24 protein-coding genes and 1 pseudogene are annotated in these 23,930 nt (G+C 61.5%); 19 read left to right on the top strand and 6 right to left on the bottom strand.

Annotation, left to right across the window (positions count from 1 at the left end; translation table 11 throughout):
* Position 1 precedes the first annotated feature (1 nt).
* The 16 genes and pseudogenes from rpsE to E8L03_RS01515 all read left to right on the top strand — a co-directional run bounded on the left by rpsE (position 2) and on the right by E8L03_RS01515 (position 12,545).
* Entirely contained in the window at positions 2 to 493 is a 492-nt protein-coding gene (gene rpsE, locus E8L03_RS01440; protein ID WP_144306387.1) for a 30S ribosomal protein S5, read from the top strand.
* Positions 494 to 504: 11 nt separating this feature from the next.
* Positions 505 to 678, top strand: a complete 174-nt coding sequence (gene rpmD, locus E8L03_RS01445; protein WP_144306388.1) for a 50S ribosomal protein L30 — start codon at positions 505 to 507, stop codon at positions 676 to 678.
* A complete protein-coding gene (rplO, locus tag E8L03_RS01450; RefSeq protein WP_144306389.1) occupies positions 675 to 1,160 on the top strand; it encodes a 50S ribosomal protein L15 in 486 nt (161 codons plus the stop codon). Before rpmD ends, rplO begins: the two co-directional genes overlap by 4 nt.
* 9 nt (positions 1,161 to 1,169) lie before the next feature.
* Positions 1,170 to 2,480, top strand: a complete 1,311-nt coding sequence (gene secY / locus E8L03_RS01455) for a preprotein translocase subunit SecY (protein WP_144306390.1) — start codon at positions 1,170 to 1,172, stop codon at positions 2,478 to 2,480.
* A 27-nt stretch (positions 2,481 to 2,507) separates the two neighbouring features.
* A complete protein-coding gene (gene map, locus E8L03_RS01460; RefSeq protein ID WP_144306391.1) occupies positions 2,508 to 3,275 on the top strand; it encodes a type I methionyl aminopeptidase in 768 nt (255 codons plus the stop codon).
* Positions 3,276 to 3,312: 37 nt separating this feature from the next.
* Entirely contained in the window at positions 3,313 to 3,426 is a 114-nt protein-coding gene (gene rpmJ / locus E8L03_RS01465; RefSeq protein ID WP_013515150.1) for a 50S ribosomal protein L36, read from the top strand.
* A 12-nt stretch (positions 3,427 to 3,438) separates the two neighbouring features.
* Positions 3,439 to 3,810: a 30S ribosomal protein S13 gene (gene rpsM / locus E8L03_RS01470; protein ID WP_144306392.1), complete on the top strand. Its 372-nt coding sequence runs from the start codon at positions 3,439 to 3,441 to the stop codon at positions 3,808 to 3,810.
* Between the two features lie 42 nt (positions 3,811 to 3,852).
* Complete coding sequence (gene rpsK / locus E8L03_RS01475; protein ID WP_144306393.1) at positions 3,853 to 4,242, top strand: 30S ribosomal protein S11; 390 nt, start codon at positions 3,853 to 3,855, stop codon at positions 4,240 to 4,242.
* A gap of 24 nt (positions 4,243 to 4,266) precedes the next feature.
* Entirely contained in the window at positions 4,267 to 4,893 is a 627-nt protein-coding gene (gene rpsD / locus E8L03_RS01480; protein WP_144306394.1) for a 30S ribosomal protein S4, read from the top strand.
* Between the two features lie 14 nt (positions 4,894 to 4,907).
* Positions 4,908 to 5,951, top strand: coding sequence for a DNA-directed RNA polymerase subunit alpha (locus E8L03_RS01485; protein ID WP_144306395.1), 1,044 nt, complete (start codon positions 4,908 to 4,910; stop codon positions 5,949 to 5,951).
* Positions 5,941 to 6,339, top strand: a pseudogene (rplQ, locus tag E8L03_RS21140) (50S ribosomal protein L17); the annotation flags it as partial. The gene E8L03_RS01485 and the pseudogene rplQ, both read left to right, overlap by 11 nt.
* A 288-nt stretch (positions 6,340 to 6,627) precedes the next feature.
* Entirely contained in the window at positions 6,628 to 7,560 is a 933-nt protein-coding gene (locus tag E8L03_RS01495; protein ID WP_144306397.1) for a selenium metabolism-associated LysR family transcriptional regulator, read from the top strand.
* Between the two features lie 23 nt (positions 7,561 to 7,583).
* Positions 7,584 to 8,657, top strand: a complete 1,074-nt coding sequence (selD, locus tag E8L03_RS01500) for a selenide, water dikinase SelD (protein ID WP_144306398.1) — start codon at positions 7,584 to 7,586, stop codon at positions 8,655 to 8,657.
* 24 nt (positions 8,658 to 8,681) lie between these two features.
* A complete protein-coding gene (gene typA / locus E8L03_RS01505; protein ID WP_235896692.1) occupies positions 8,682 to 10,526 on the top strand; it encodes a translational GTPase TypA in 1,845 nt (614 codons plus the stop codon).
* A 63-nt stretch (positions 10,527 to 10,589) separates the two neighbouring features.
* Positions 10,590 to 12,233, top strand: coding sequence for a Na/Pi cotransporter family protein (locus E8L03_RS01510; protein WP_171266357.1), 1,644 nt, complete (start codon positions 10,590 to 10,592; stop codon positions 12,231 to 12,233).
* Positions 12,234 to 12,350: 117 nt separating this feature from the next.
* Positions 12,351 to 12,545, top strand: coding sequence for a hypothetical protein (locus E8L03_RS01515; RefSeq protein WP_171266358.1), 195 nt, complete (start codon positions 12,351 to 12,353; stop codon positions 12,543 to 12,545).
* A gap of 64 nt (positions 12,546 to 12,609) precedes the next feature.
* On the opposite strand, the gene E8L03_RS01520 is transcribed toward E8L03_RS01515, so the two are convergent.
* Positions 12,610 to 13,926, bottom strand: coding sequence for a DUF401 family protein (locus E8L03_RS01520; RefSeq protein WP_171266359.1), 1,317 nt, complete (start codon positions 13,924 to 13,926; stop codon positions 12,610 to 12,612).
* A 356-nt stretch (positions 13,927 to 14,282) separates the two neighbouring features.
* On the opposite strand from E8L03_RS01520, the gene E8L03_RS01525 reads away from it, so the two are divergent.
* A complete protein-coding gene (locus E8L03_RS01525; RefSeq protein WP_244963621.1) occupies positions 14,283 to 14,714 on the top strand; it encodes a hypothetical protein in 432 nt (143 codons plus the stop codon).
* A gap of 188 nt (positions 14,715 to 14,902) precedes the next feature.
* On the opposite strand, the gene E8L03_RS01530 is transcribed toward E8L03_RS01525, so the two are convergent.
* Together E8L03_RS01530 and E8L03_RS01535 are read right to left on the bottom strand one after the other, a co-directional pair.
* Complete coding sequence (locus E8L03_RS01530; protein ID WP_153307172.1) at positions 14,903 to 15,067, bottom strand: hypothetical protein; 165 nt, start codon at positions 15,065 to 15,067, stop codon at positions 14,903 to 14,905.
* 188 nt (positions 15,068 to 15,255) lie between these two features.
* Complete coding sequence (locus E8L03_RS01535; protein ID WP_171266361.1) at positions 15,256 to 15,915, bottom strand: LexA family transcriptional regulator; 660 nt, start codon at positions 15,913 to 15,915, stop codon at positions 15,256 to 15,258.
* A 189-nt stretch (positions 15,916 to 16,104) separates the two neighbouring features.
* Between E8L03_RS01535 and E8L03_RS01540 the strand changes: the two genes are divergently transcribed.
* The gene (locus E8L03_RS01540) at positions 16,105 to 17,166 is read left to right on the top strand and encodes an SDR family oxidoreductase (RefSeq protein WP_171266362.1); all 1,062 of its coding nucleotides are present in this window, start codon (positions 16,105 to 16,107) and stop codon (positions 17,164 to 17,166) included.
* Between the two features lie 89 nt (positions 17,167 to 17,255).
* Here E8L03_RS01540 and E8L03_RS01545 read toward each other — a convergent pair whose 3' ends face one another.
* From E8L03_RS01545 to amrB, 3 genes are all read right to left on the bottom strand, one after another.
* Entirely contained in the window at positions 17,256 to 17,495 is a 240-nt protein-coding gene (locus tag E8L03_RS01545; protein WP_144306405.1) for a hypothetical protein, read from the bottom strand.
* A 32-nt stretch (positions 17,496 to 17,527) separates the two neighbouring features.
* Positions 17,528 to 18,253, bottom strand: coding sequence for a phosphoribosyltransferase (locus tag E8L03_RS01550; RefSeq protein WP_144306406.1), 726 nt, complete (start codon positions 18,251 to 18,253; stop codon positions 17,528 to 17,530).
* Between the two features lie 70 nt (positions 18,254 to 18,323).
* Complete coding sequence (gene amrB, locus E8L03_RS01555; protein WP_167512561.1) at positions 18,324 to 19,598, bottom strand: AmmeMemoRadiSam system protein B; 1,275 nt, start codon at positions 19,596 to 19,598, stop codon at positions 18,324 to 18,326.
* Between the two features lie 643 nt (positions 19,599 to 20,241).
* Between amrB and nifJ the strand changes: the two genes are divergently transcribed.
* Positions 20,242 to 23,901 (top strand): pyruvate:ferredoxin (flavodoxin) oxidoreductase, encoded by a 3,660-nt coding sequence (nifJ, locus tag E8L03_RS01560; RefSeq protein ID WP_171266363.1) that lies wholly within the window; start codon positions 20,242 to 20,244, stop codon positions 23,899 to 23,901.
* Positions 23,902 to 23,930 lie beyond the last annotated feature (29 nt).

The raw sequence follows: 23,930 nt of genomic DNA on the forward strand, positions 1-23,930 counted from the left end.
CATGGAAACTAACGACCTCGGATTCATAGAGAAGATCGTCTACTTGAACCGCGTTGCCAAAGTGGTCAAGGGCGGACGCCGCTTCAGCTTCTCCGCCCTCGTTGTCGTGGGCGACGGCCAGGGTTCGGTCGGCTTCGGACTCGGCAAGGCCCAGGAAGTGCCTGAAGCCATCCGCAAAGCTACGGAACGCGCGCGCAAGGACATGGTTAAGGTCCCGCTCATCGACGGTACGCTGCCTTACGAGATTCTCGGCCGCTACGGCGCCGGTCGCGTTCTGCTGAAGCCCGCTTCCAAGGGTACCGGCATCATCGCCGGCGGCCCGGTGCGCGCTGTCATGGAAGCATGCGGTGTTTCGGACATCCTGACCAAGGCCATCGGCACCAACAACCCGCACAACGTGCTCCACGCCACCATGGCTGGCCTGTCCTCCCTGCGTAACGCAGACGAGGTGGGCGCCATCCGCGGCAAGGAGCTTCATACGCCGAGAAAGTAGGGACGAACGCAATGCCTACCGTGACTCTGAAGAAAAGCCTCATCGGCTGCAATCCTACCCAGCGTAGGACCCTTGCCGCCATGGGCTTGAGAAAAATCCGGCAAGAGAAGACCCTGCCCGACAACAAGTCGACCTGGGGCATGATCGAGACCGTCAAGCATCTTGTCGAGGTAAAAGAATCATGAAGCTGAACGATCTCTATCCATTCCCGGAAGAGCGCAAGAATCGCAAGCGCGTGGGTCGTGGCTCCGCCTCCGGCTGGGGCTGCACCTCCGGCAAGGGTAACAAGGGCCAGAACTCCCGTGCAGGCGGCGGCGTCCGTCCCGGTTTTGAGGGCGGCCAGATGCCCCTGAACCGTCGGCTGCCCAAGCGCGGATTCAAGAATCCCTTCCGCACCGAGTACGCCCCGGTGAACCTCGACGACCTGATTCAGGCCTTCGAGGGGCAGAGCGCCATCACCGTCGAGGACATCTACGCCAAGGGCCTGTGCAAGAAGGACATGCCCGTGAAGGTTCTCGGCCGTGGCGAAGTGTCGGCTGCAGTCACCGTTGAAGCCCACCGCTTCAGCGCCTCTGCCGCCGAGAAGATCGCCAAGGCTGGCGGCTCTGCCAAGTCGCTGGAAGGACAGTCTGTGGAACCCAATGCCGCCGCTGGCGGAGAAGAGTAGGGGGAGTCTGTGGCCCTTTCCGGAGTCGAGAATCTCGCGCGCCTGCCTGAGCTGCGCAAGAAGCTTTTTTGGACCTTCTTGCTGCTCGCGGTGTACCGCGTCGGCATCCACGTTCCCGTACCGGGCGTGGACGTCAGCGCTCTGCAGGAGTTCTTCGCCAGTGCGCAGAACACCCTGTTCGGCCTCTTCGACATGTTCTCCGGCGGCGGCCTGCGCAACCTGTCCATCTTCGCGCTGGGCATCATGCCCTACATCTCCGCTTCCATTATTATCCAGCTGCTCACCGTGGCGAGCCCCGAGCTCAAGCGGCTGCAGAAGGAGGAAGGGGAGGCCGGCCGCAAGAAGATCACGCAGTACACCCGCTACGGCACCGTACTCATCACAGTGGTCCAGGGCATGGGCATCGCGGTCGGACTCGAGTCCATGGCCAGCCCTACCGGCGCACCCGTCGTGCTACACGCAGGCTGGGCGTTCCGGCTTGTAACGGTCGTCACGCTCACCACCGGCACCGTGTTCATCATGTGGCTGGGCGAGCAGATCACCGAAAAGGGGCTGGGCAACGGCATCTCGTTGATCATCTTTGCAGGTATTGTGGCGGGTTTCCCGAAAGCCGCCTTCAACACCTTCCGGCTGCTGTCCACCGGTGAAATGACGCTCTTCGTGTTGCTGCTCATCTTGGCCGTGATGGTCGCCGTGCTGGCCTTCATCGTGTTCATGGAGCGTGCGCAGCGCAGGATTCCGATCCAGTACGCCAAGCGTATGATGGGCCGCAAGATGATGGGCGGGCAGACCACCCATCTGCCCCTGCGTGTGAACACTGCAGGCGTTATTCCGCCCATCTTTGCCTCGTCCATCCTGATGTTCCCGGCGACGCTGGCGCAGTTCTCCAATGTGGACTGGCTTTCGAGGATCGCGGCCTACTTCATGCCGCAGACCATTCTGTACTCGGTGCTCTTCGTAGCCATGATCGTGTTCTTCTGCTTCTTCTACACGGCGATCATCTTCGATCCGAAGGACATCGCCGAGAACCTGAAGAACCAGGGTGGTTTTATTCCCGGTATCCGGCCCGGCGTGCGGACCCAGGAGTACATAGACAAAGTGCTTACGCGCATTACCTTGTGGGGTGCGCTGTATATTTCGGCGATCTGCGTCCTGCCCATGTTGCTCATCCGTCAGGTCAACGTTCCCTTCTACTTTGGCGGCACCAGCTTGCTCATCGTAGTCGGCGTGGCCATGGATTTCATGGGTCAGATTCAGTCCTACCTCATATCGAGGCAGTATGAAGGGTTGATGCAGAAATCCCGTGGTCGCGGTCGGTAGTATCGCACCGCAGGAGTGTATGGTTCATTGAAGAAGTATCGCGGAGTGTTTCTTAAGAATTCGAGCGAAATTTCGCTCATGCGTGAAGCCAACCTCATTGTCTATGAGGTCCTGGATGCCCTGGAGGCAGCAGTCGAGCCTGGCGTCCCGACAATGGAGTTCGAAAAGATCGCCGTCGATATCTGTAAGAAACGAAAGGTGAAGCCCGCCTTCCTCGGGTACGGGGGATTCCCTTTCACTTTATGTTGCTCTGTGAACGAAGAGGTGGTACATGGCTTCCCTTCCTCTGAGCGCAAGCTCGTGGAGGGCGATATCGTGAGCTTCGATATGGGGGTCATCTACCAGGGCTTTTACGGCGATTCGGCGCGAACGGTTGCTGTCGGAACCATCGAGCCGGAGGTCCAGAAGCTCTTGGATGTGACGCGCGAATCGCTCATGAAGGGCATTGAGAAAGCCGTACCGGGCAATACGCTGTTCGATATCTCGGCAGCTGTTCAAGGGCACGTCCAATCCCACGGGTTCGACGTTGTCCGCCGTTTTGTGGGCCACGGCATCGGCCGCCGCCTGCACGAGAAGCCCGAGGTGCCCAACTTCGTGCCCAAGGGTCTGCCCGATATCCCGCTTAAGCCGGGTATGGTGCTGGCCATCGAGCCCATGGTGACTATGGGCTCACCGGATGTGGAAATTTTGTCGGACCAGTGGACCGCTGTCACCAAGGACCGCAGCCTCTCTGGTCATTTCGAGCACTCGGTTGCCCTGACCGATAACGGACCATACATCCTGAGTCGGCCGTAAGTCGGCGCAGGGCGACAAGGAAGCGAGGATAAAGGTCATGAAAGTCAGACCTTCTGTGAAGAAAATGTGTTCCAAGTGTAAGATCATCCGGCGCAACGGAGTGCTCAGGGTGATTTGTGAAAACCCCAGACACAAACAGCGTCAAGGGTAAGAGGGGTGTATCGTGGCTAGAATCGCCGGTATCGATCTGCCCAAGGCCAAACGGCTGGATGTCGCTCTGACCTATATTTACGGCATCGGCCGCACGACGGCTTTGGAGATTTTGGATACGACTGGTGTCGACTGGACAAAGACCACGGACGATCTGACGGCCGAGGAAGTCAACACCATCCGTAAGGAAATTGAAAGTAACCACAAGGTCGAGGGCGATCTGCGTCGCGATATCTCGGCCAATATCAAGCGGCTTATGGACATCGGCTGCTATCGCGGCCTGCGTCATCGCCGCGGACTGCCTGCGCGTGGGCAGCGTTCTCACACCAATGCCCGTACGCGCAAGGGGCCCCGCCGCTCCGTCGTGGGCAAGAAAAAGAAGTAACCGCCCGCTCGGAACTTCTGCGACAGTCAAGAGAGAAGAGATATGGCTCGACCGAAACGCACCGCCAAGAAAAGAGAAAAGAAGAATATCCCCGTGGGGGTGGCGCACATCCAGGCGACCTTCAACAACACCATCATCACCTTCACCGATACGAAGGGCAATGTGGTGAGTTGGGCGTCCGCCGGCGGCAGTGGCTTCAAGGGTTCCAGGAAGTCCACGCCGTTCGCCGCCCAGATGGCTGCTGAAAAGGCCGCCCGTGTGGCCCAGGACAACGGCATGCGCTCCGTCGGTATCTTTGTGAAAGGTCCCGGCTCCGGACGCGAGGCCGCCATGCGCGCCATCAACAATGTCGGCTTCAAGGTCACCTTCATTCGCGACGTGACCCCCATCCCCCACAACGGCTGCCGCCCCCCGAAACGGCGGCGCGTCTAGCCTGCATATTCTAGGAGGAATCAGGTGGCACGCTATAATGAGGCCAAATGCCGGTTGTGCCGGCGTGAAGGCATGAAATTATTCCTGAAGGGCGATCGCTGCTTCACGGACAAGTGCGCTTACGAGCGCCGTCCCTACGCTCCCGGCCATGCCGGTCGTATGCGCAAGAAGATGAGCGACTACGCCATTCAGCTGCGCGAGAAACAGAAAGTCCGCCGCATGTACGGAATTCTTGAGGACCAGTTCCGCAAGTACTTCCACCAGGCCGACATGATGAAGGGCGTCACCGGCGCCAACCTGCTCATTCTGCTTGAGCGCCGTCTGGACAACGTCATCTATCGCATGGGTTTTGCCAACTCCCGTGACCAGGCGCGCCAGCTCGTGCGCCACGGCGTCTTCCAGCTCAACGGCCGTAAGGCGAACATTCCGTCGCTTTCCTGCCGTCCTGGAGATGTGCTGACCGTGCGCGAGAAGAGCCGCAAGATCCCTGTGATCATGGAAGCGCAGGAAGTCATGGCGCGTCGTCCGCAGCCGGGCTGGCTGGAAGTGGATGGCGCCAACTTCAAGGGAACCGTGACGGGGCTGCCCACTCGCGAAGACATTCAGTTCCCGATCAATGAGCAGCTCATCGTCGAGCTGTACTCCAAATAGAACGCAGGATAGCTATGCTTATCAAGCAAGGCGAACGCCTCATCAACACGCGCAACTGGCAAGAGCTTGTCAAGCCGGAGCAGATCGTCCGCGATGCAAAGGGCGACACCAGCTATGGCAAGTTTGTTTGCGAGCCCCTGGAGCGCGGATTCGGCACGACGATAGGCAACGCCCTGCGCCGCGTTCTCCTGTCGTCGCTGCAGGGCGCGGCTCCGGTGGCTGTGAACATCGAGGGCGTACAACACGAGTTCACGACCATCCCGGGCGTCATCGAAGATGTGACGGACATCGTTCTGAACATCAAGGCCGTCCGGTTCGCCATGGCCTCCGAGGAACCGCAGCACATCCAGCTCACTGCCTCGGGCAAGGGCGTCGTCACCGCCGCCGCGATCAAGGAGAACCAGAACGTCGTCGTGCTCAATCCGGATCAACACATCGCCACGCTCTCGGAGGATGTCGACCTCAAGATCGACATCGAAGTCCGCATGGGCAAGGGCTACGTGCCGGCCGAGATGCACGAGGGCCTCTCGGAAGAGATCGGGCTGATCAAGCTCGACTCCTCTTTCTCCCCCGTGCGCAAGGTGGCGTACACCGTGGATCCCGCGCGTGTCGGCCAGATGACCAACTACGACAAGCTCATCCTCGAAGTCTGGACCGATGGCTCCATAACTCCCGAGGATTCCATCGCCTACTCCGCGAAGATCCTCAAGGAGCAGCTCTCCGTGTTCATCAACTTCGATGAGCACGTCTCCGAGGAAAAGCAGCGGTCCGGCAGCGCCCCCACCGACCTCAACGAGAGCCTCTTCAAGAGCATCGACGAGCTCGAACTCTCCGTTCGCGCCACCAACTGCCTGAAGAGCGCCAACATCTCGCTGGTGGGCGAGCTTGTGCAGAGAACCGAGAACGACATGCTGAAGACCAAGAACTTCGGCCGCAAATCCCTCGACGAGATCCGGCGCGTGCTCCACGACATGGGCCTCGAGTTCGGTCAGAAGATCGAGGGCTTCGAGCAGAGCTATCAAGAATGGCTTAAGAGGAAAGAGCACAATGAGGCATAATAAAAGCGGCAGACGACTGGGCCGTACCTGGGCGCATCGCAAGGCCATGTTCCGCAACATGGCGCGCTCCCTGGTTACGTACGGCCGCATCAAGACGACCGAGGCCAAGGCCAAGGAGCTTCGCTCCGTTGCCGACAAGCTCATCACCCTGGCTCTCCGCAACGATCTTCACGCCCGTCGCCAGGCGTACCGCGTGCTCGAGAACCATCAGCTCGTCAAGAAGCTCTTTGACGAGATCGGCCCGCGCTTTGTCGGCGTGAAGGGCGGCTACACCCGCGTGGTCAAGCTTGCCGTGCCCCGCGCCGGCGACTGTGCGCCCATGGCCGTGATCGAGTTCACCCGCACTGCCGGCGAAGAGCCCAAACCGGCCAAGAAGAAGCCGGCCAAGGCCGCCAAGCCCGCCGCTCCGACTCCCGAGGCCGCTCCGGCCGAGGAGGCCAAGGCGGAAGCTCCTGTAGAGGAAACCGCTGCCGAGGCTCCCGCAGAGGAAGCCGCGGCCGAGGAGGCAGCTCCCGAAGCCCCCGCCGAGGAACCGGCGGAAGGCGAGGAGCCCAAGGCTGAAGACAAGCCGGCCGAATAATCGCCCTCACATCTGCATGATCTTAAGGCAAGCTTCGGCTTGCCTTTTTTCTTTGTGGAACTTATTTGCAGAAGAACAAATATCTATGAGGGACATATGGATTTTCGACGACTTGAGGCGTTTTGCAAGGTCTATGAGCTGAGAAGCTTTTCCCGCGCCGCTGCGGAACTTTATCTCTCCCAGCCGACCATCAGCTCGCACGTGTCCACGCTGGAGCGCGAGCTCAAGGTGCGTCTTTTCGATCGTCTCGGTCGCGAAGTCCATCCCACGCCGGCCGGAGATATCCTCTACCGCCATGGCAAGGAGGCGTTCAGCTCCCTGAACCACGCGGCCGCCGAAATCCAACTTCTGCAGGACCGCGTTGCCGGCGATCTTTTCGTTGGCGGGTCGACCATACCGGCCAACTACTTTCTGCCGGCCATGCTGGCCAAGTTCAAGGAGATCTACCCGGACGTCAACCTGTCCCTGGCGCTTGGCGACTCCCTGGAGATCGTCAAACGCGTTGCTTCCGGCGATCTGCAGCTCGGCGTCGTGGGCGCCGAGGAGGACATTCCGGACCTTGCCTTCATCGAGCTGCTGCAGGATGAGCTGGTGATCATCGCCGCGCCGCAGGTTGCCGGCGACATGCGCAGCTGCAAGTACGAGGAGCTCCGGCAGTTCCCGTGGGTCATGCGTGAGCCGGGCTCCGGCACGCGCAAGGCTTTTGAGAAGAATCTGCAGCAGATCGGCGGCGATGTCGCCGACTTCAACATGGTGATGACGGTTGAGGGGACCCAGGCCATTCTTTCCTGTGTCAAATCCGGGGTCGGACTCTCCATTGTCTCCAAGCTGGCTGCCGATTCGCTGCTTCAGTCCGGCGAGGTCGTACGGATCGAATGCCCGGACCTTGCCGAAATCCGACGGCATTTTTACTGTGTGTACCATGAGCGGCGCCATTACTTCCCGGCGGTCCGGTACTTCATGGCCTTCCTCAACGAGGAGTGCGGCCAGCAAGTCACTATGACCGACGATGACAGCGCCGCAGCCTGACCATCTTTTTCCCTGGTAGCGCCATGTCCGAAAGGAACAACGTGCCCCTCGCCGAAAGCGTCACGGCGGCGGGTTGAGCTTCCAAGATACCTCCAGGGGACCTGGAGGAAGTTCTTGCCGAGATCGTGTCCGAGGACGACGATCGTGTGATACTCGGCTCCGCAGGGAACGAGGACGCTGCCATTTTGCGCTTTCCGCCCGGCAAGGCGCTGGTGCAGACGGTCGATTTCTTCACGCCCATCGTGAATGATCCGTACGACTTCGGCCGCATTGCCGCGGCCAATGCCTTGTCCGATGTCTACGCCATGGGCGGCGAGCCGTACTCGGTCATGAACATCGTCTGTTTCCCCATCAAGACGATGGACAAGATCGTGCTCAAGCAGATTCTCAAGGGCGGGTACGACACCATCCGCGAGGCCGGCGCCGTTCTCGCCGGCGGACACAGCGTGGAGGACCCGGAGGTCAAGTACGGCTTGGCCGTTTCCGGCGTTATCGACCCGGACCGCTACGCCGCGAACAAGGCGCTCGCGCCCGGAGACCTCCTGGTGCTCACCAAACCCCTGGGAACAGGCGTCCTGGCCACGGCCATCAAGGGACGCTGGCAGGGGCAGGACGTTTTGGAAGATATCCTGGTGCGTTGGGCGGCACGGCTCAACGCCTCGGCCGGGAAGGCCATTCTGGAGCACGACCTCAAGGCCGCCACGGATATTACCGGCTTCGGCCTGGGGGGCCACCTTCTGGAGATGGCCCACGCCTCCAGGATGGATGTCGACCTCTGGCTCGACGCCGTGCCGTTTATTGACGAGTCCCTGGAGCTGGCCTCCATGGGACTTCTTCCCGCCGGCTCCTACGCGAACAAGGACTTTTGCCAGAAGGCCATTGTCCTCGCGGGCGGAGTCGGTGAGGGTGCCGACAGCCTGCTGCGGGTGGATCTCGTGTTCGACGCGCAGACTTCCGGCGGCTTGTTGTTGGCCGTTCCCGAATCACGCCTCGACGCTGTTCGCGCCATGCTTGAATCGAACGGCGACATCGCCGCTGTCGTCGGCCGGGTGACCGGCCCCGGCGACGGACGGCTCCGCATCCTCCCTTCTATCTAACCTTCTTCACCAACTGGTTGTTTTATGAGCAAGGATTCTATGATCAATCCGGAAGTGCGTAATGTGGCCATCATCGCCCACGTCGACCATGGCAAGACAACTCTTGTGGACGCCATGTTCCGGCAGGCCGGCGTGTTCCGCGAAGGGCAGGAAGTGGACGACCGGGTCATGGACCGCCTCGACCTCGAACGCGAGCGGGGCATCACCATCGCCGCAAAGAACTGCGCCGTGAAGTGGAAGGACATCAAGATCAACATCATCGACACCCCGGGCCACGCCGACTTCGGCGGCGAAGTGGAGCGCTCCCTGTCCATGGCGGATGGCGCGCTGCTGCTCGTGGACGCCTCGGAAGGGCCGCTGCCGCAGACGCGTTTCGTGCTCGGAAAGACCCTGGATGCCGGGCTGCCTGTGGTCGTGGTCATCAACAAGATCGACCGCGCCGACGCCCGCCCGGACGAGGTGCTGGACGAGGTCTACGACCTCTTCATCGACCTGGACGCCGACGAAGAGCAGCTGGAGTTCCCCATCCTCTACGCCGTGGGCCGCGAGGGCCGCGCCTCTTTGGAAAAAGACGGCGGAACCGATCTGACCGAGCTGTTCGAGATGATCCTGAAAACGGTACCCGGACCGGAAGCCGACCCGGACGCGCCGTTCACCATGCTTGTCTCGGACCTCTCGTACTCCGACTACCTGGGCCGCCTGGCCATCGGCAAGGTCCGTGCGGGCCGCGCACACACCCAGCAGGGGCTGATGCGCATCGGCGAAAGCGGGCAGCCCAAGGCGCTGAAGGTCTCCAAGCTCCAGACCTTCGAGGGCCTCGCCGTTGTGGAGACGGCGGAAGCGCGTCCCGGCGACATCATCGTGCTCTCCGGCGTGGAGGACGTGAACATCGGCGACACGATCTGCGACCCCGAGCGCACCGTACCGCTGCCGCGCATCACGGTGGAGGAGCCCACGGTCTCCATGCGCTTTGCCGTGAACACCTCGCCCCTGGCCGGCCGTGAGGGCGACAAGCTCCAGTCCCGCGTCATCCGCGAGCGCCTGAACCGCGAGATGCTCTCCAACGTGGCCATCCGCATCGAGGAGACCGATGAGAAGGACGCATTCCTGGTCAAGGGACGCGGCGAGTTCCAGATGGCCATCCTCATTGAGACCATGCGCCGCGAGGGCTTCGAGCTTAACGTGGGCCGGCCGCAGGTCATCACGCGTGACGAAGGCGGCGCCAAGCTCGAACCCATCGAACATCTGTACGTGGATTGCGACGAGGCCTTCCTGGGCGTGGTGACGGAGAAGCTGGCCACACGCAAGGGGCGGATGATCAACCTGGTCAACAAGGGCAAGGGCCGCGTGCGGCTGGAGTTCTCCATCCCCTCGCGCGGGCTCATCGGGTACCGCGACGAGTTCCTGACCGACACCAAGGGCACCGGCATCATGAACTCGTACCTTCTGGGCTACGAGACCTTTCGCGGCGAGATCCTGTCGCGCTACACCGGCTCCATCGTCAGCGACCGCGCTGGAGGCGCCGTGGCCTATGCGCTCTTCAACCTGGAGCCTCGCGGCGAGCTCTTTGTCGCACCCAACGACCCGGTGTACGAGGGCATGATTGTGGGCGAGCACAACCGCGACAACGATATCGACGTGAACCCCACGAAGGAGAAAAAGCTCTCCAACATGCGCGCCTCGGGCAAGGACGAGAACGTGATTCTCACGCCCGTGCGCGCCATGACCCTGGAGCGGGCCATCCACTTCATCCGCGAGGATGAGCTGGTGGAGGTGACGCCGGAGTCCATCCGGCTCCGCAAGGGCATCCTCCCGGCCAAGGACCGGCACGCCATCGCCGGCAAGAAGAAAAAGGCCACGCAGGCTTAGCCGCCGTGCGGGCGTATCCCTTCACTTGAAAGTAGGGGGGATACGTGACATGCCCCTGGGTGCATGAACACCGGCACTGTAATCAACCTCCTCGGCGGGCTTGGGCTTCTGCTGTTGGGCATGAAGCTCATGACCGACGGCCTCAGGCTCGCCGGGGGGCCTCTTCTGCGCGATCTCCTCTCCAACTGGACGCGGACGCGTCTGCGCGGGCTCCTCTCCGGCTTCGGGCTGACCTCCCTGGTGCAGTCCTCCTCGGCCGTCACAGTGGCGGCCATCGGTTTTGTCAACGCCGGGCTGATGACCATGCCCGAGGCGGTGTGGGTGGTGTACGGCTCCAACGTGGGCACCACGACCACGGCCTGGATCGTGGCGTTCCTGGGGCTGAAGATCAAGATCAAGGCGCTGGCCTTGCCGTTCATCGCCGTCGGCACGGGGCTCTGGCTATCGGGAACCGTTTCGCGGCGCGCCTCGCTTGGTGAAGCGCTCGCGGGCTTCGGCCTCTTTTTCCTGGGCGTGGAGGTCATGCAGTCCGCCTTCACCGGGCTGGGACCGCAGCTCGCCCTGCATTCAGGAGGAGCGCCCGGCATAGCTGGTCTGGCGCTCTTTGTCGGCATCGGCTTTGTCCTCACCCTGGCCATGCAGTCGTCCAGCGCTTCCCTGGTGCTTGTGCTCACGGCCGCGGCCGGCGGCACCATCGGTCTGGAAGCAGCGGCGGCCGCCATCATCGGCGCCAATGTGGGAACCACGTCCACCGCGGTCTTCGCCGTCATCGGCGCCACGCCCAGTGCAAAGCGTCTGGCCGTTATCCATGTTGTTTTCAAAGTCATCACCGGCATCATCGCGTTCCTCATTCTCGGGCCGATGCTCGCCGTCATCGTGTGGGGGCGCAAGGTTGTGGGCTTTGCCGGGGAGCCGGCCGCCATTCTCGCTTTGTACCACACCTGCTTCAACGTCCTGGGCGTGATGGTGCTGTGGCCGCTGACGCGGCCACTCACGCGATTCGTCTCCAAGCGTTTCAAGACGGCGGAGGAGGATGAGTCGGCCCCCAAGTATCTGGACGACACCGTGGTCCGCACGCCAGCGCTGGCGGTCAACGCCCTGGTGCTGGAGCTGGGCCGCATCGCCGGCATTGCCCGTCGGATGGCCCTGTCCGCCATCGTCTGCTCGCTTGGACCGTGCCCCGAGAACTCTCGGGAGATGCGCGTCCTGGAATCATTGCAGTTGAAGGCCGGCAAGTTCATCGGCAAGCTCACACAGGAAGGGCTTGGCCAGGACATCGCCGATGCGCTGCCGCGCTTTTTGCGTGCGGCGCAGTATTTCCGAGTGGTGGGAGAGCTCGCCACCGAGGAAGAGCAACTGCGGGCAGGGATGCAGCCCATCCCCAAAGGGGAGGTGGCCAAGCGCATCGATGAGCTGCGCAGAAAGGCCGCCGCAGTGGTGGAGTTCGGCGATCCGGAAGAGGAAGGGTTCACGCCGGCAAAGCTGCGCGGCCTGCAGCAGGAGTTCGAAAACGACTACCAGGAAGTGAAGCAGCTTATCCTGAACGCCGGCACCGACGGTCGGCTGGCGGTCACCACCATGACGCAGCTGCTGGAGCTGAACTCGCGGATCAGGCGGCTCGTCGGGCAATCCGTCAAGGGCGCGCTCATGCTCGCCCGGCTTCGTTCGCGCCTTCCCTTTGTTCCTCCGGAAACAGCCGCGGAATAGCGGTTCCGGCCTTCTGTCAAACAGACGGATACGGTATACTGCACGCCACGGCTCTCCGGCTGCGGCGCATGCGCTCGTGCGTGCCCGGCACCGGGAAGGATAATCGAAGGAGGCGCCATGGAGCCCGATTACACGGATACCGTGTTCATCAGGGATGAGGAATGTCCATACGATCCCGAGAACAACATCGCCAAGATCCTCTGCGATTCCTGCTCTGAATCCAATGAGGTGGAGTGCTACATCGAAGCCGGCGAGCCCGTGTTCCAGGGATTTGTTTGCGTCAAGTGCGGCGCCTGGAACGCTCCGGAGTAGACCGCCGTGCTCGTAGGCCGGAGCAGCCGCCGGGGAATCTGGCCGCTCCAACGTGTCAATTGTCTCAGCCCAGCATCATGAAGTAGAGGAATCCGAAGCCGAGAACCAGCATGCACGGTACCACGAGCAGCCGCCACGCCTTGGCGAGGTCGGCCCCGAAGTACTGGCATGTGAGGATGAAGCAGAGGTGGATCGGGGAGACGAGCACGCCCGACATGCCGGAGAACATACCCAGCGCCACATAGCGCATGGTCTGGTCCTGCATGCCCAGGGTGTCGAGCATGCCCAGGAACAGCGGGAACGATGCGCCCACGAAAGCGACGTTGATGCCGGCCACTGCCCCGACAAAAAAGGGCATGAAGACTGTGGTGAAAATCAGGGCGGCGGAGCCGCTGGCGACCTTTGCGATTTCCTCCACGGCGTGGGTCTGGGTCAGAGTCTCCTTGAAGATGAAGATGGCGGCGATGACCAGGAGCATGCTGCCGAGGCGCTTGGAAAAAAGCAGCGGCAGCATGAAACCGATCGATTTACCGTTCTGGATGAGGCTGCAGACCACTGCGGCCACCAGCGCGGCGATGACGCCCCATTCGTAGGGCATGCCCGGGAAGAGGACGGCAATCATGCCTTCCAGGCCAAGCGCGCCGCCGATGCCGATGAGGATGGGAAGCCCCTCGTAGAGGGCCCGGCGCAAGGATGGGGCAGGCGGGGCCGACGACAGGCTCAGCTCCTTGAGTGAGGCTGTGATCGATTCCTTGACGGCGGCGCGACGCGTTTTGGGAACACGGCGCAGGTAGAAGAACCAGCCAAGCACCAGGGCCAGGATGGGCGACGGGCTGAGGAAAAGCGCGATCTCCACCAGGGGCACGTTGGCGAGGCTGGATGCCAGGATGACGCCCGGATAAAGCGGCCAGGCGAGCTCCCAGACGTGGCGGAACCAGTAATTGATGACACTCAGCAACGGCGCGTCGAGGTCCATGGGGTCGGCCACTCGTTTGACCAAGGGTGCGGAAAAGACCGCGCCACCCGGCATGGGGAGCAGGCCGATGAGTGCGGGAAAAAAGGCGAGAGCGATACGCGGGCGATGGAGATAGCCGACCAGCGACTCCATGAGGCGCTCGGCCTGCGCCGTTTTTTCGAGCACGTCGGACAGGAGCATGATGGCCCCGACGATGCCGGCGAGAAACAGGGTCTGTTCGTACATCAGCCCTTGTCCGGCCGCCTGCAGCCAGAACAACGGGCCGTGGCCGAAAGCCAGAACGAGTATGAAGCTGCCGATAATAATGGAGATAGCGAGATTGATACGAAGTCGAATGCAGACAAGCATGGCTGCAAAGGCGGCGATGACTTTGGCCAACGGGATAAGGGAGGCGAACGTTAACATGGTGGAGTGGGTTTGTAGGGTTGTGAAAAAGAGTTCCCTACACTCTGTTTTCACGATCGGCAATGCATGAAGATGGCCACGAGGCCACATAAGTCACTTGGCCAACAGTGCAACTGCACTCCGAGATCGGGAATGACCAATCCCGACTCACTTTGTTTGCATATGATATTGCAGATTTTTTGTTCGAAAACACGGCCGCTGCGTGTCGGCCAGCGGCCTTGATGCGTAGCCGGGCTTTTGATAGGGCAGAAGACCGTTTCGAGCCGTTTGCGTTCCAACTTTCGGTGCCGCATCCATCTGTCCTTTTTCCTTTCGAGGTCCATATGCCTTTGTCTCAACAAATGATTCGGGAACACATGAAAGCCGTTGTCATGGAGCGTCTTTCGCGTGACGCGGGCCGCCGCGAGGAAGCACTGAACGAGTATTTCGCCGTAGCCATGCCGGACATGGAAGAAGCTCAGACAAAGCAGCTCGCGTCCATGATTCCCGTGGTGCTTCCGGCTCTGTACGAGAAGTGGGTCGGCATGTTCCTGGACAAGATCACTGAAACGGTGCCGGCCGAGCAGCTCGAACTGTTGTGCGATGGCAGCGACGAAAGCAGTGCCTCCATTGTGCTGGTCTACATCATGTTCCTCGAATCCGAGCGCATGGAAAAGCAGATCGCGCAGGACCTGGCCGAGTATGGCAAGGCGCACAGCAATGATCCGGACCTGGGCAGCGTGGCCGCGGACTACATCCGCGCAAAGATGACGCAGCTGGGCGGTCAGATCAAAAAGCAGAACGAGTAGCTTCGTTTTCAGCGCGTCTTCCAATCAGGCAGCGTTTTCAGCAGAATCCTTCCTCCCATATTCATCCGCGCAGGAACAGGCTACCTCGCATTGGCGCAGGGCCTGTTTTTTCTGGCGAACTCCTGGCACCTCTTAGCGCATCCCCGCCTACGTGGGTTCGCCATGCCAAAGAGACAAGGCAGTAAACTCTAGTTCAGATCGTCGATGTCGAGCTTGCGGCCGCACACCGGGCAGGTGAAGCGCTTGTGGCCCGAGTACTTGACGACGCTCCAGAATGTGGGTGACCAGCGGTTCTCGCGCTTGGAAAACTGAACATGGATGCGGTGGCCGCAGAGGCAGTAACGATCGATCATGGCGTGTTCCTCCATATACCTGAACGGGTATGTTTATTTTTATAAACACATTACGCAAAAAAATATTTCAGGCTCCGCAACGTCCGCCGCGCCGGCCCGGCGTACTACTTTCCGGGGGTGCATTGCATCCCGTATGGTCCGCCGGGCCGGCGTTTGGGCGTATACAGAGCAACTCCCCCCAGTAAACATCAGCGGTACTCCCTGCTGAGCCAGATCACCTTTCCGATGACACGCACCGTTTCCAGCTCTTCGCCGCGCAGCACGATTGGCGAATAGTCAGGGTTGTCGGAGAGCAGGGCCAGGCCGCCAGGCCGCTTCTCCAGGCGTTTGACCATGACAGTATCCTCCACCCCCACGGCGTATATGCCGCCGGCGAGGATGTCGCGCTGGGACTGATCAATAAGAACGGTGTCCCCTTCGTGAATCTCCGGTTCCATGGAGTTGCCCATGACGTCCATGAGAACCATGGAGTCCGGGCTGCCTTTGCGGTGAATCCACGGGCTCAGGAAGGGTTGTGTCTCGACGGTCTGGCCCTCGACCTCGAACGATCCGCCGCCGGCGCAGAGGCGGGCGCGGACCTTGGGAATCTGGAGGCAATCGACGTCAAACGACTCGGCGGCCGGCGCGCCGGGGTTCTGCGGGCCTTCGCCGCTTTCCAGCCAGCGGGCGGAGTAGCCGTAGTCCCTGGCCAGCGCGTGGAGCCACTTTTGCGGGATGGCGTTACGTTGCTTGGCCTGGGTGATGGCCGAGCGATTAACGCCAAGGATGCGGGCGAGATCGTTTTGCGTCTCGACCCCCGTGGCTTCGGCGACGCGCCGGAAAAAAGCGTCGAAGCTGGTGGCTGTCATAGAATTATTCCTTAACGGAAAACTTAGTGGTTGCGTTGTTGTTAAGTTTTATATACAAGGTAGACAGCGAATGCAACAGGGAAGTTCAATTTTTTTGAATTTCAGGCGCGGGTATGTTTTATTCACTTGAAATAGCTGTTGAATTTTTTAGTTGCCAGGGGGTAGCCCCTTCCATAGTATCCCGGCGTTATGAATAGTACACGTACACCATCTTTTTCTGCGTATGACGCTCTGACCCAACGGCTGCAGTCCGAGCCGCGGACGTGGTGCGTTACCGGCGTTGCCGGGTTTATTGGCTCCAACTTATTGGAAACATTGCTCGCGCTCGGGCAGAACGTTGTCGGCATCGACAACTTCGCCACTGGCCATCAGCGCAATCTCGACGAGGTGCACGCCATTGTGGGCGAGGAGCGCTTTGCTCGTTTCACTTTTTATGAGGCGGACATCACCGACTATGAGTCGTGCCGCAAGGTCTGCGCGAATGTGGACTTCGTGCTGCACCAGGCCGCGCTGGGCTCGGTGCCGCGTTCGCTGGATAACCCGCTGAACACGAACAGCGCCAACATCACTGGATTCCTGAACATGCTGGAGGCCGCACGCCGCGAAGGATGCAAGCGGTTTGTCTATGCGTGCTCCAGCTCCACATACGGCGACTCCCCGACCCTGCCCAAGGTGGAGGATCAGATCGGCGAGCCGCTTTCTCCATACGCCGTGACCAAGTACGTGGATGAGCTTTACGGCCGCGTGTTTACCCGCTGCTACGGCATGTCCACGCTGGGACTGCGCTACTTCAATGTGTTCGGTCCCAGGCAGGACCCGGAAGGTGCGTACGCCGCGGTCATTCCCAAGTGGTTCGACGCGCTGATGAAAGGCGAACCGGCGTACATCAACGGCGACGGCGAGACGAGCCGTGATTTCTCCTTCGTGGCCAACGTGGTGCGGGCCAACCTGCTGGCGGCCACGACGCCAGACACGGACGAGACAACGGTGAGCGGCTCCATCATGAACATCGCCTGCGGCGAGCGGACCACGCTGAACGAGCTGTTCGCTCTGGTACGCGAGCAGGTGGCGACCATCCGCCCGGAGGCCGCGGACCAGGATGCGGTGCACCGGGACTTTCGGCCCGGCGACGTGCGCCACTCCCTGGCGGACATCACCAAGATCCGTTCCATGCTGGCCTACGAGGCGGTGGAAAAGCTGCGCGAAGGGCTGACGTTGGCCACGCCGTGGTACGCCGAGTTCCTTGGCTGAGGAATAGCGAACGCCTGGACAGGAGCACGGATCAGCCGTCTGCATCCAAATGCGCGTGTCCAGAAAGTTGGACGAACCCAGGGTCGGGATCAGTCCGATTCGAGTCGCACGGGGTGGAAGCGGCCCAGCTTGTCCTCGCCGGCTTCCGGGAAGAAGGCCCACGGCCGTCTGTCGCCGTAGATGCCTTTGTCCGGAAAGGCGTACTGCTCCGCATACTCCAGAGTCATGGGGGTGTCGAAGGGCGTGAACCCTTCGGTATCGCCGTTGGTCCAAACGATCTCGTCCGTCTCTATGGACGCGCCGTCCAGAAGGCTGATGGCTCGCTGCATGCGTGGCTCCATGCGCCGTGGGGTCGGGGGGATCAACCGTGCGCCATTGCGGTGGTGGCGTGCAGAAGGCGCACCACCTCGTCCTTGTCCAGATCATACCAGTTGCGGTACGCGCTCGCCACGGCAAAGGACCCTTCGCCGTGGAGATTGGCGCAGTAGATGCCGTCGTCGGACTCCGGGGAGACCATGGCCAGGGAGCGCCACGGCGCCGTGGGCACGGCGACGATTTTTCGACTGGCGCCGTTGTTGCGCGCGGCGGCCAGGGCTGCGAGCATGGTGAAGCCGGAGGCAAGGCCGTCGTCAACAAGGATGACCGTCTTGCCGCTCAGGTCCGGTGCCGGGCGTCCATCCCGGAAAACGCGGTTTCGTTCCTCCAGCTCATCGCGCACCGTCTGCACGCCTAGCTTCTTTGTCTCAGCGTCCAGGTCCAACCGGGCCAGCAGGGCCTCATTGTAAAAGACCTCGCCGGTCAGGGTGACGGCGCCGTAGCCAGCCTCGGTGTTGCCGGGTATCTGAATCTTGCGCACGAGCATGAGCTCCAGCGGCAGATGGAGCGTTTCCGCAACGGCAATGCCGACGGGAACGCCGCCAGAGGGAATGGCGAGGATCAGGCAGTCCGGGCAGTCCTGGAATTCCGGGGCAAGGAGCCTCGCCAGCTGCATTCCGGCGTCGTGTCTGTCCGCAAACACGCCGTGCTTGCCGCGTAGCTCCTTGACTTCGATGACCTCGCCTTCGCGACGGAGAGTGGTATTGACCATGCCATATTCATAGCACAATTCTATCGTGCGGGAATCCCGTGAGATCGGGGAAATAAGGGGGGCGAAAAGGTCAGACCGCGTGCAGACGCACGGCGGCGAAGCTCACAGCGGAGCGGGTGGGCTCCTCGTGGTGCATGGCGTAGTCCAGCACCTGGCCGCGCATGGGCGGCAACGCCTCAAGCATGGTGGACATGGCCGAGAAGCCGCAGACGTTGTAGCGGTCTTGCACCCGGACGGACTCCTCCCAGAAGGCCTCGGCGCTGCCGACGGCAAGGCTCTCCAGCAGGGCGTGGTCGTGGGTTGCGGTCTCCGGCTCCAAAGCTTGGGCTGTCTGCCCATGGCCGAACTTGGGACCGATGTGGCTGAAGTCCACGCTGGCCAGCACCAATGTGCGACGGCTCTTGTCGGCGACGATATCGGACAAGGCCTCCATGAACTTCGCGGCGTGGGCTGTGTACATTGCGCGGGAGTACTCGTTCGGATCGATATGCGCGGAGCCGCAGAGCACGGGCACGATGGCGAGTCGCTCCGGGTCGGGAAAGAGGCGCTGGAGGAACAGGGCCGGGAACTCGGCCGAATGCTCGTCGCGGTGGACCCAGTCCGAGGCCGAGACGATTGGCGGACCCAGAGCGGCCAGCCTGGACACGGCGTCGGCATCGGTGCGCAGCCTGCCCAGTGGGGTCTCGTAGTCCTTAGTCGTTACACTGTAGAGGCTGTCCGTAAGCTTGTGCCCCACGCCCAGGATCACGACGCGGTCGATGGGCCGGCGACCGGCCGCGGCGTCGCTTTCCAGGGTTTCGGCCAGGGCGGCGAAGGCGTGACCATACGCGCTACGGCCCACGGCGATGTCGATATGCGGGGCCACGATGGCGAGCAGGGGGCCTTCCGGCGTTTCACCTGCGGGAAGGGCGGCTTTGCCGGCGGCGATGATGGCGTCCACCAGATCGGCGGCGGCGTCCGTTTCGGCCGGGTAGGATACGCCGGCGTGGGAAGGTGCGCGCACCGCCATGGCGGCGTACTCCTCCTCCATGACGCGGCGCTTTTCGCGATAGGCGGTCGTATCGAGCAGGAAGGCGGAGTCCAGCGCAGCCAGGAGACGTTCGCACTCATCGCACGGGACGAGCACGCCGCCCTGAGACTCCGTGAGCGCCTGCTGGAACTGCGCCATGGTGATGCCCTGTTCCAGCAACTGCAGCAAGGGGATGAGCGCCGGGGCCACGGCGCTGCCCGCTTTGACGAGTTGCAGAGGGTCGCGCACAAGGATTAATTCGCGTCCCTCATGCTGGATGGGGATGAGGTCGAGGTCGAAACGCGGCCGTGGCAGGATGGCGGCATCGTAATCCATGGTCGTACTCATACCAGCAGCGCGGCCCAAACGTCGAGTGTTCCTTGCGGAGGCAGAAGAATGGGGATAAAGGCTTGCCCATGATCCCGTGGTATGGCACAAGGCCCTTGACCGAATAATCCCTGTGAGGAGTAATTTAAGATATGGAAAGTCTCGGTACGTACTCACTGATCTACAACATACAAGAATTTCATATCGAAATACTCCGTGATTCTGCAAATGGGACGTATGCTTATGCAGTAACGGACGAAGAAGGAACAGTCCGCTATGAAGATACAGGTCTGCCAAGTGACGCCGAAGCCAGGCTCCAGGCGGAAAACTGTGTGACACTTAACAAATAACAATAAAAAGCAGGTGTCTGTAATCCCTATCAGATCCACCATCAGGGTGGACTTTTTCGCAGGATGCATTGTCGCGCACATTGCTTTTTGTTAAAAGCAAGTGATACAGAGCGCGATTTTCGTCCTGTACTGTTGTTTTGTCCAAGAATCTCGTCGCCTTACGGTGAGGCTGCCGGTGATCCCTCCCATTGTCGGCTGGTCTGGCCTCCTCTACTGGGTACGTCGCTCGTCTGTTCGGGTGATTGAGGGTCCGCGATTGAGGTTCCTTTCGTCCACACCGAATCGATTCAACGGAGGAGATAATGGCCCCGACCATGAAAACCATGGATGGCAACACGGCGGCTGCGCATGTAGCGTATGCCCTTTCCGACACGGCCGCCATCTACCCCATCACGCCGTCCTCGCCCATGGGCGAGATTGCGGATGAGTGGGCAGCGCAAGGTCGCAAGAATATCTTTGGCGACTTTGTCGAAATCCGGCAGATGCAGTCCGAGGCCGGCGCCGCAGGCGCTGTGCACGGCTCCCTGGCCGCCGGCGCACTGACCTCGACCTTTACCGCGTCGCAGGGTCTGCTGCTGATGATCCCGAACATGTACAAGATCGCCGGCGAGCTGCTGCCGGGCGTGTTCCATGTGACCGCCCGCGCCATCGCTTCGCATGCGCTGTCCATCTTCGGCGACCATTCCGACATCTATGCCTGCCGCCAGACCGGCTTCGCCATGCTGGCGTCCGGCTCCGTGCAGGAGGTCATGGACCTCAGCCTGGTGTCCCACCTTGCCTCTCTGGAGACCAGCCTGCCGTTCATGCACTACTTCGATGGCTTCCGGACCTCCCACGAGATTCAGAAGATCGAAGTCATCGACTACGAGACCATGGCCAAGCTCGTGAACCACGAGAAGATCGCCGAGTTCCGCGCCCGCGCCATGAACCCGGAGCACCCGACCATCCGCGGCACTGCGCAGAACCCCGACATCTTCTTCCAGAACCGCGAGGCCTGTAACCCGTACTACCTCCGTGTGCCGCAAGCCGTTCAGGCTGCCATGGACAAAGTGGGCGAGGCCACCGGCCGCAAGTACAAGCTCTTCGACTACGTGGGCGACCCCAATGCCGAGCGCGTCATCGTCGCCATGGGCTCCGGCTGCGAGACCATCGAGGAGTACATCAACTTCGCCAACAAGAAGGGCGAGTCCCTGGGCCTGGTCAAGGTTCGCCTGTACCGCCCCTTCGACAACGCCGCTCTGCGCGCCGCTCTGCCGGCTTCCGCCAAGAAGATCGCCGTGCTGGACCGCACCAAGGAACCCGGCGCCCCTGGCGAGCCGCTGTACCTGGACGTCTGCACCGCCTTCCTGGAAGCCAAGGAAGCTCCCATGGTGATCAATGGCCGCTACGGCCTCGGTTCCAAGGAGTTCAGCCCGGGCATGGTCGAGGCCATCTACAAGAACCTCGACGCCGGCGCCAAGAACCACTTCACCATCGGCATCAACGACGACGTCACCAACACCTCGCTTGATTACGACCACAGCCTGGACACTACCCCCAAGGGTACCGTGCAGTGCAAGTTCTGGGGCCTCGGTTCCGACGGCACCGTGGGCGCGAACAAGCAGGCCATCAAGATCATCGGCGACAACACCGAGCTCTTCGCGCAGGGCTACTTTGCCTACGACTCCAAGAAGTCCGGCGGCATCACCATCTCGCACCTGCGTTTCGGCGAATCCCCCATTCAGTCCACGTACCTCATCAACGCTGCCGACTACGTTGCCTGCCACAAGGATACCTACGTGCACACGTACGACATCCTGGACGGCATCAAGGAAGGCGGCACCTTCGTGCTGAACTGCCACTGGACGCTGGAGGACATGGAGAAGGAGTTCCCCGCGTCCCTGAAGCGCACCCTTGCCGAGAAGAAGATCAAGTTCTACGCCATCGACGCCGTGAAGATCGCGCAGGCCGTGGGCCTGGGCGGCCGCATCAACATGATCATGCAGACGGCGTTCTTCAACCTCGCCGGCGTGCTGCCTTTCGAAAAGGCCGTGGAGTACCTCAAGCAGTCCATCCACAAGGCCTACGGCAAGAAGGGCGACAAGATCGTCAACATGAACATCGCCGCTGTTGACCAGTCCGTGGAGAACCTCTGGGAAGTGAAGTACCCCGAGTCCTGGGCCACTGCAGGCGGCGAGGAGAAGAAGGGCGCCGACGTGCCGGACTTCGTCTCCAAGGTCATGCAGCCCATGCTGGAGCAGAAGGGCGACGATCTGCCTGTCTCCCTGTTCAACCCGGACGGCCTGTTCCCGGTTTCCACTGCCAAGTACGAGAAGCGCGGCGTGGCCATCAAGGTTCCGGAGTGGGTTGCCGAGAACTGCATCCAGTGTAACCAGTGCGCCTTTGTCTGCCCGCACGCCGCCATCCGGCCCGTGCTGGTCACCGCCGACGAAAAGGCCAAGGCTCCCGCAGGCTTCGGCACCGTGGACGCCAAGGGCAAGGGAATGGACAACCTCCAGTTCCGCATGCAGGTGAACACCATGGACTGCCAGGGCTGCGGCAACTGCGCCGACATCTGCCCGCCGAAGAACCCGGCGCTGGTGATGAAGCCCATCGAGACGCAGACCGAGACCGAGGTCCCGAACTTCGACTACGCCATCGCCCTAACTCCCAAGGCCGACCTCATGCCGCGCACCTCGGTCAAGGGCAGCCAGTTCCAAGAACCCCTCATGGAGTTCTCCGGTGCGTGCTCCGGTTGCGGTGAGACCCCGTACGTCAAGGTCATCACCCAGCTCTTCGGCGAGCGTATGATCATTGCCAACGCCACGGGTTGCTCCTCCATTTGGGGCGCCTCCGCGCCGTCCACCCCGTACACGGTGAACGTGCAGGGCCACGGCCCGGCTTGGGGCAACTCCCTGTTCGAGGACGCGGCCGAGTTCGGCTTCGGCATCGAGATGGGTCTGAACCAGCGCCGCCGCAGCCTCGCCCGCCAGATCAACGAGGTGCTCAGCGACGAGAAGGGCGTGCCGGACTCCGTCAAGGTCATGAAGCCCGCGCTCTCCAAATGGGCCGAGAACATCGATGATCCGGATCTCTCCCGCGCCGCCGGCGACGAGATCAAGAAGCTGCTCACCGAGACCAGCGAGGACCACGCTCTGGTTACCTCGCTGAAGCAGAACGCCGACATGCTGACCAAGAAGTCCGTGTGGGTGTTCGGCGGCGACGGCTGGGCCTACGACATCGGCTACGGCGGTCTGGACCACGTCCTGGCTTCCGGCAAGGACGTCAACGTCCTGGTCATGGACACCGAGGTGTACTCCAACACCGGCGGTCAGGCCTCCAAGGCCACGCCTGTGGGTTCCGTGGCCAAGTTCGCCGCCTCCGGTAAGAAGACGGCCAAGAAGGAACTGGGCCGCATGACCATGAGCTACGGCTACGTCTACGTGGCCACCGTCTCCATGGGCGCCAACAAGAACCAGTTCCTCAAGGCCATCCAGGAAGCGGAAAGCTACCCCGGTCCTTCCCTGATCATTGCCTACGCCCCCTGCATCAACCAGGGCATCCGCAAGGGCATGGGCAAGACCCAGTTCGAGGAGAAGCTGGCCGTGGATTGCGGTTACTGGCCGCTGTACCGCTTCGATCCGCGCCTGGCCGACCAGGGCAAAAACCCCTTCCAGCTCGACTCCAAGGCGCCCGACGGCACCCTGCAGGACTTCCTCTCTGGCGAGAACCGCTACGCCATCCTCGAGAAGTTCATGCCTGAGGAGTCCAAGAAGCTGCGCGCCGAGATGGAAGAAGAGGTCAAGGATCGCTTCACCATCCTGGAGCGCATGGCCGATCCGTCCATCGTGTGCGGCGGCAACGGCGGGGAAGCCAAGGAGCAGGCCGATATGCCCAATTGCGAGCTCTCCGAGACCGCAGAGCATGTCCGTCCTGACGAGTCCATCGAGCCTTGCGACGATGGCCGCTCCGGCGACGCCTAGTCCACAGGACTGATACGAACCACAACGCG

The organism is Oceanidesulfovibrio marinus (assembly GCF_013085545.1).
GTDB classification, from domain to species: domain Bacteria; phylum Desulfobacterota; class Desulfovibrionia; order Desulfovibrionales; family Desulfovibrionaceae; genus Oceanidesulfovibrio; species Oceanidesulfovibrio marinus.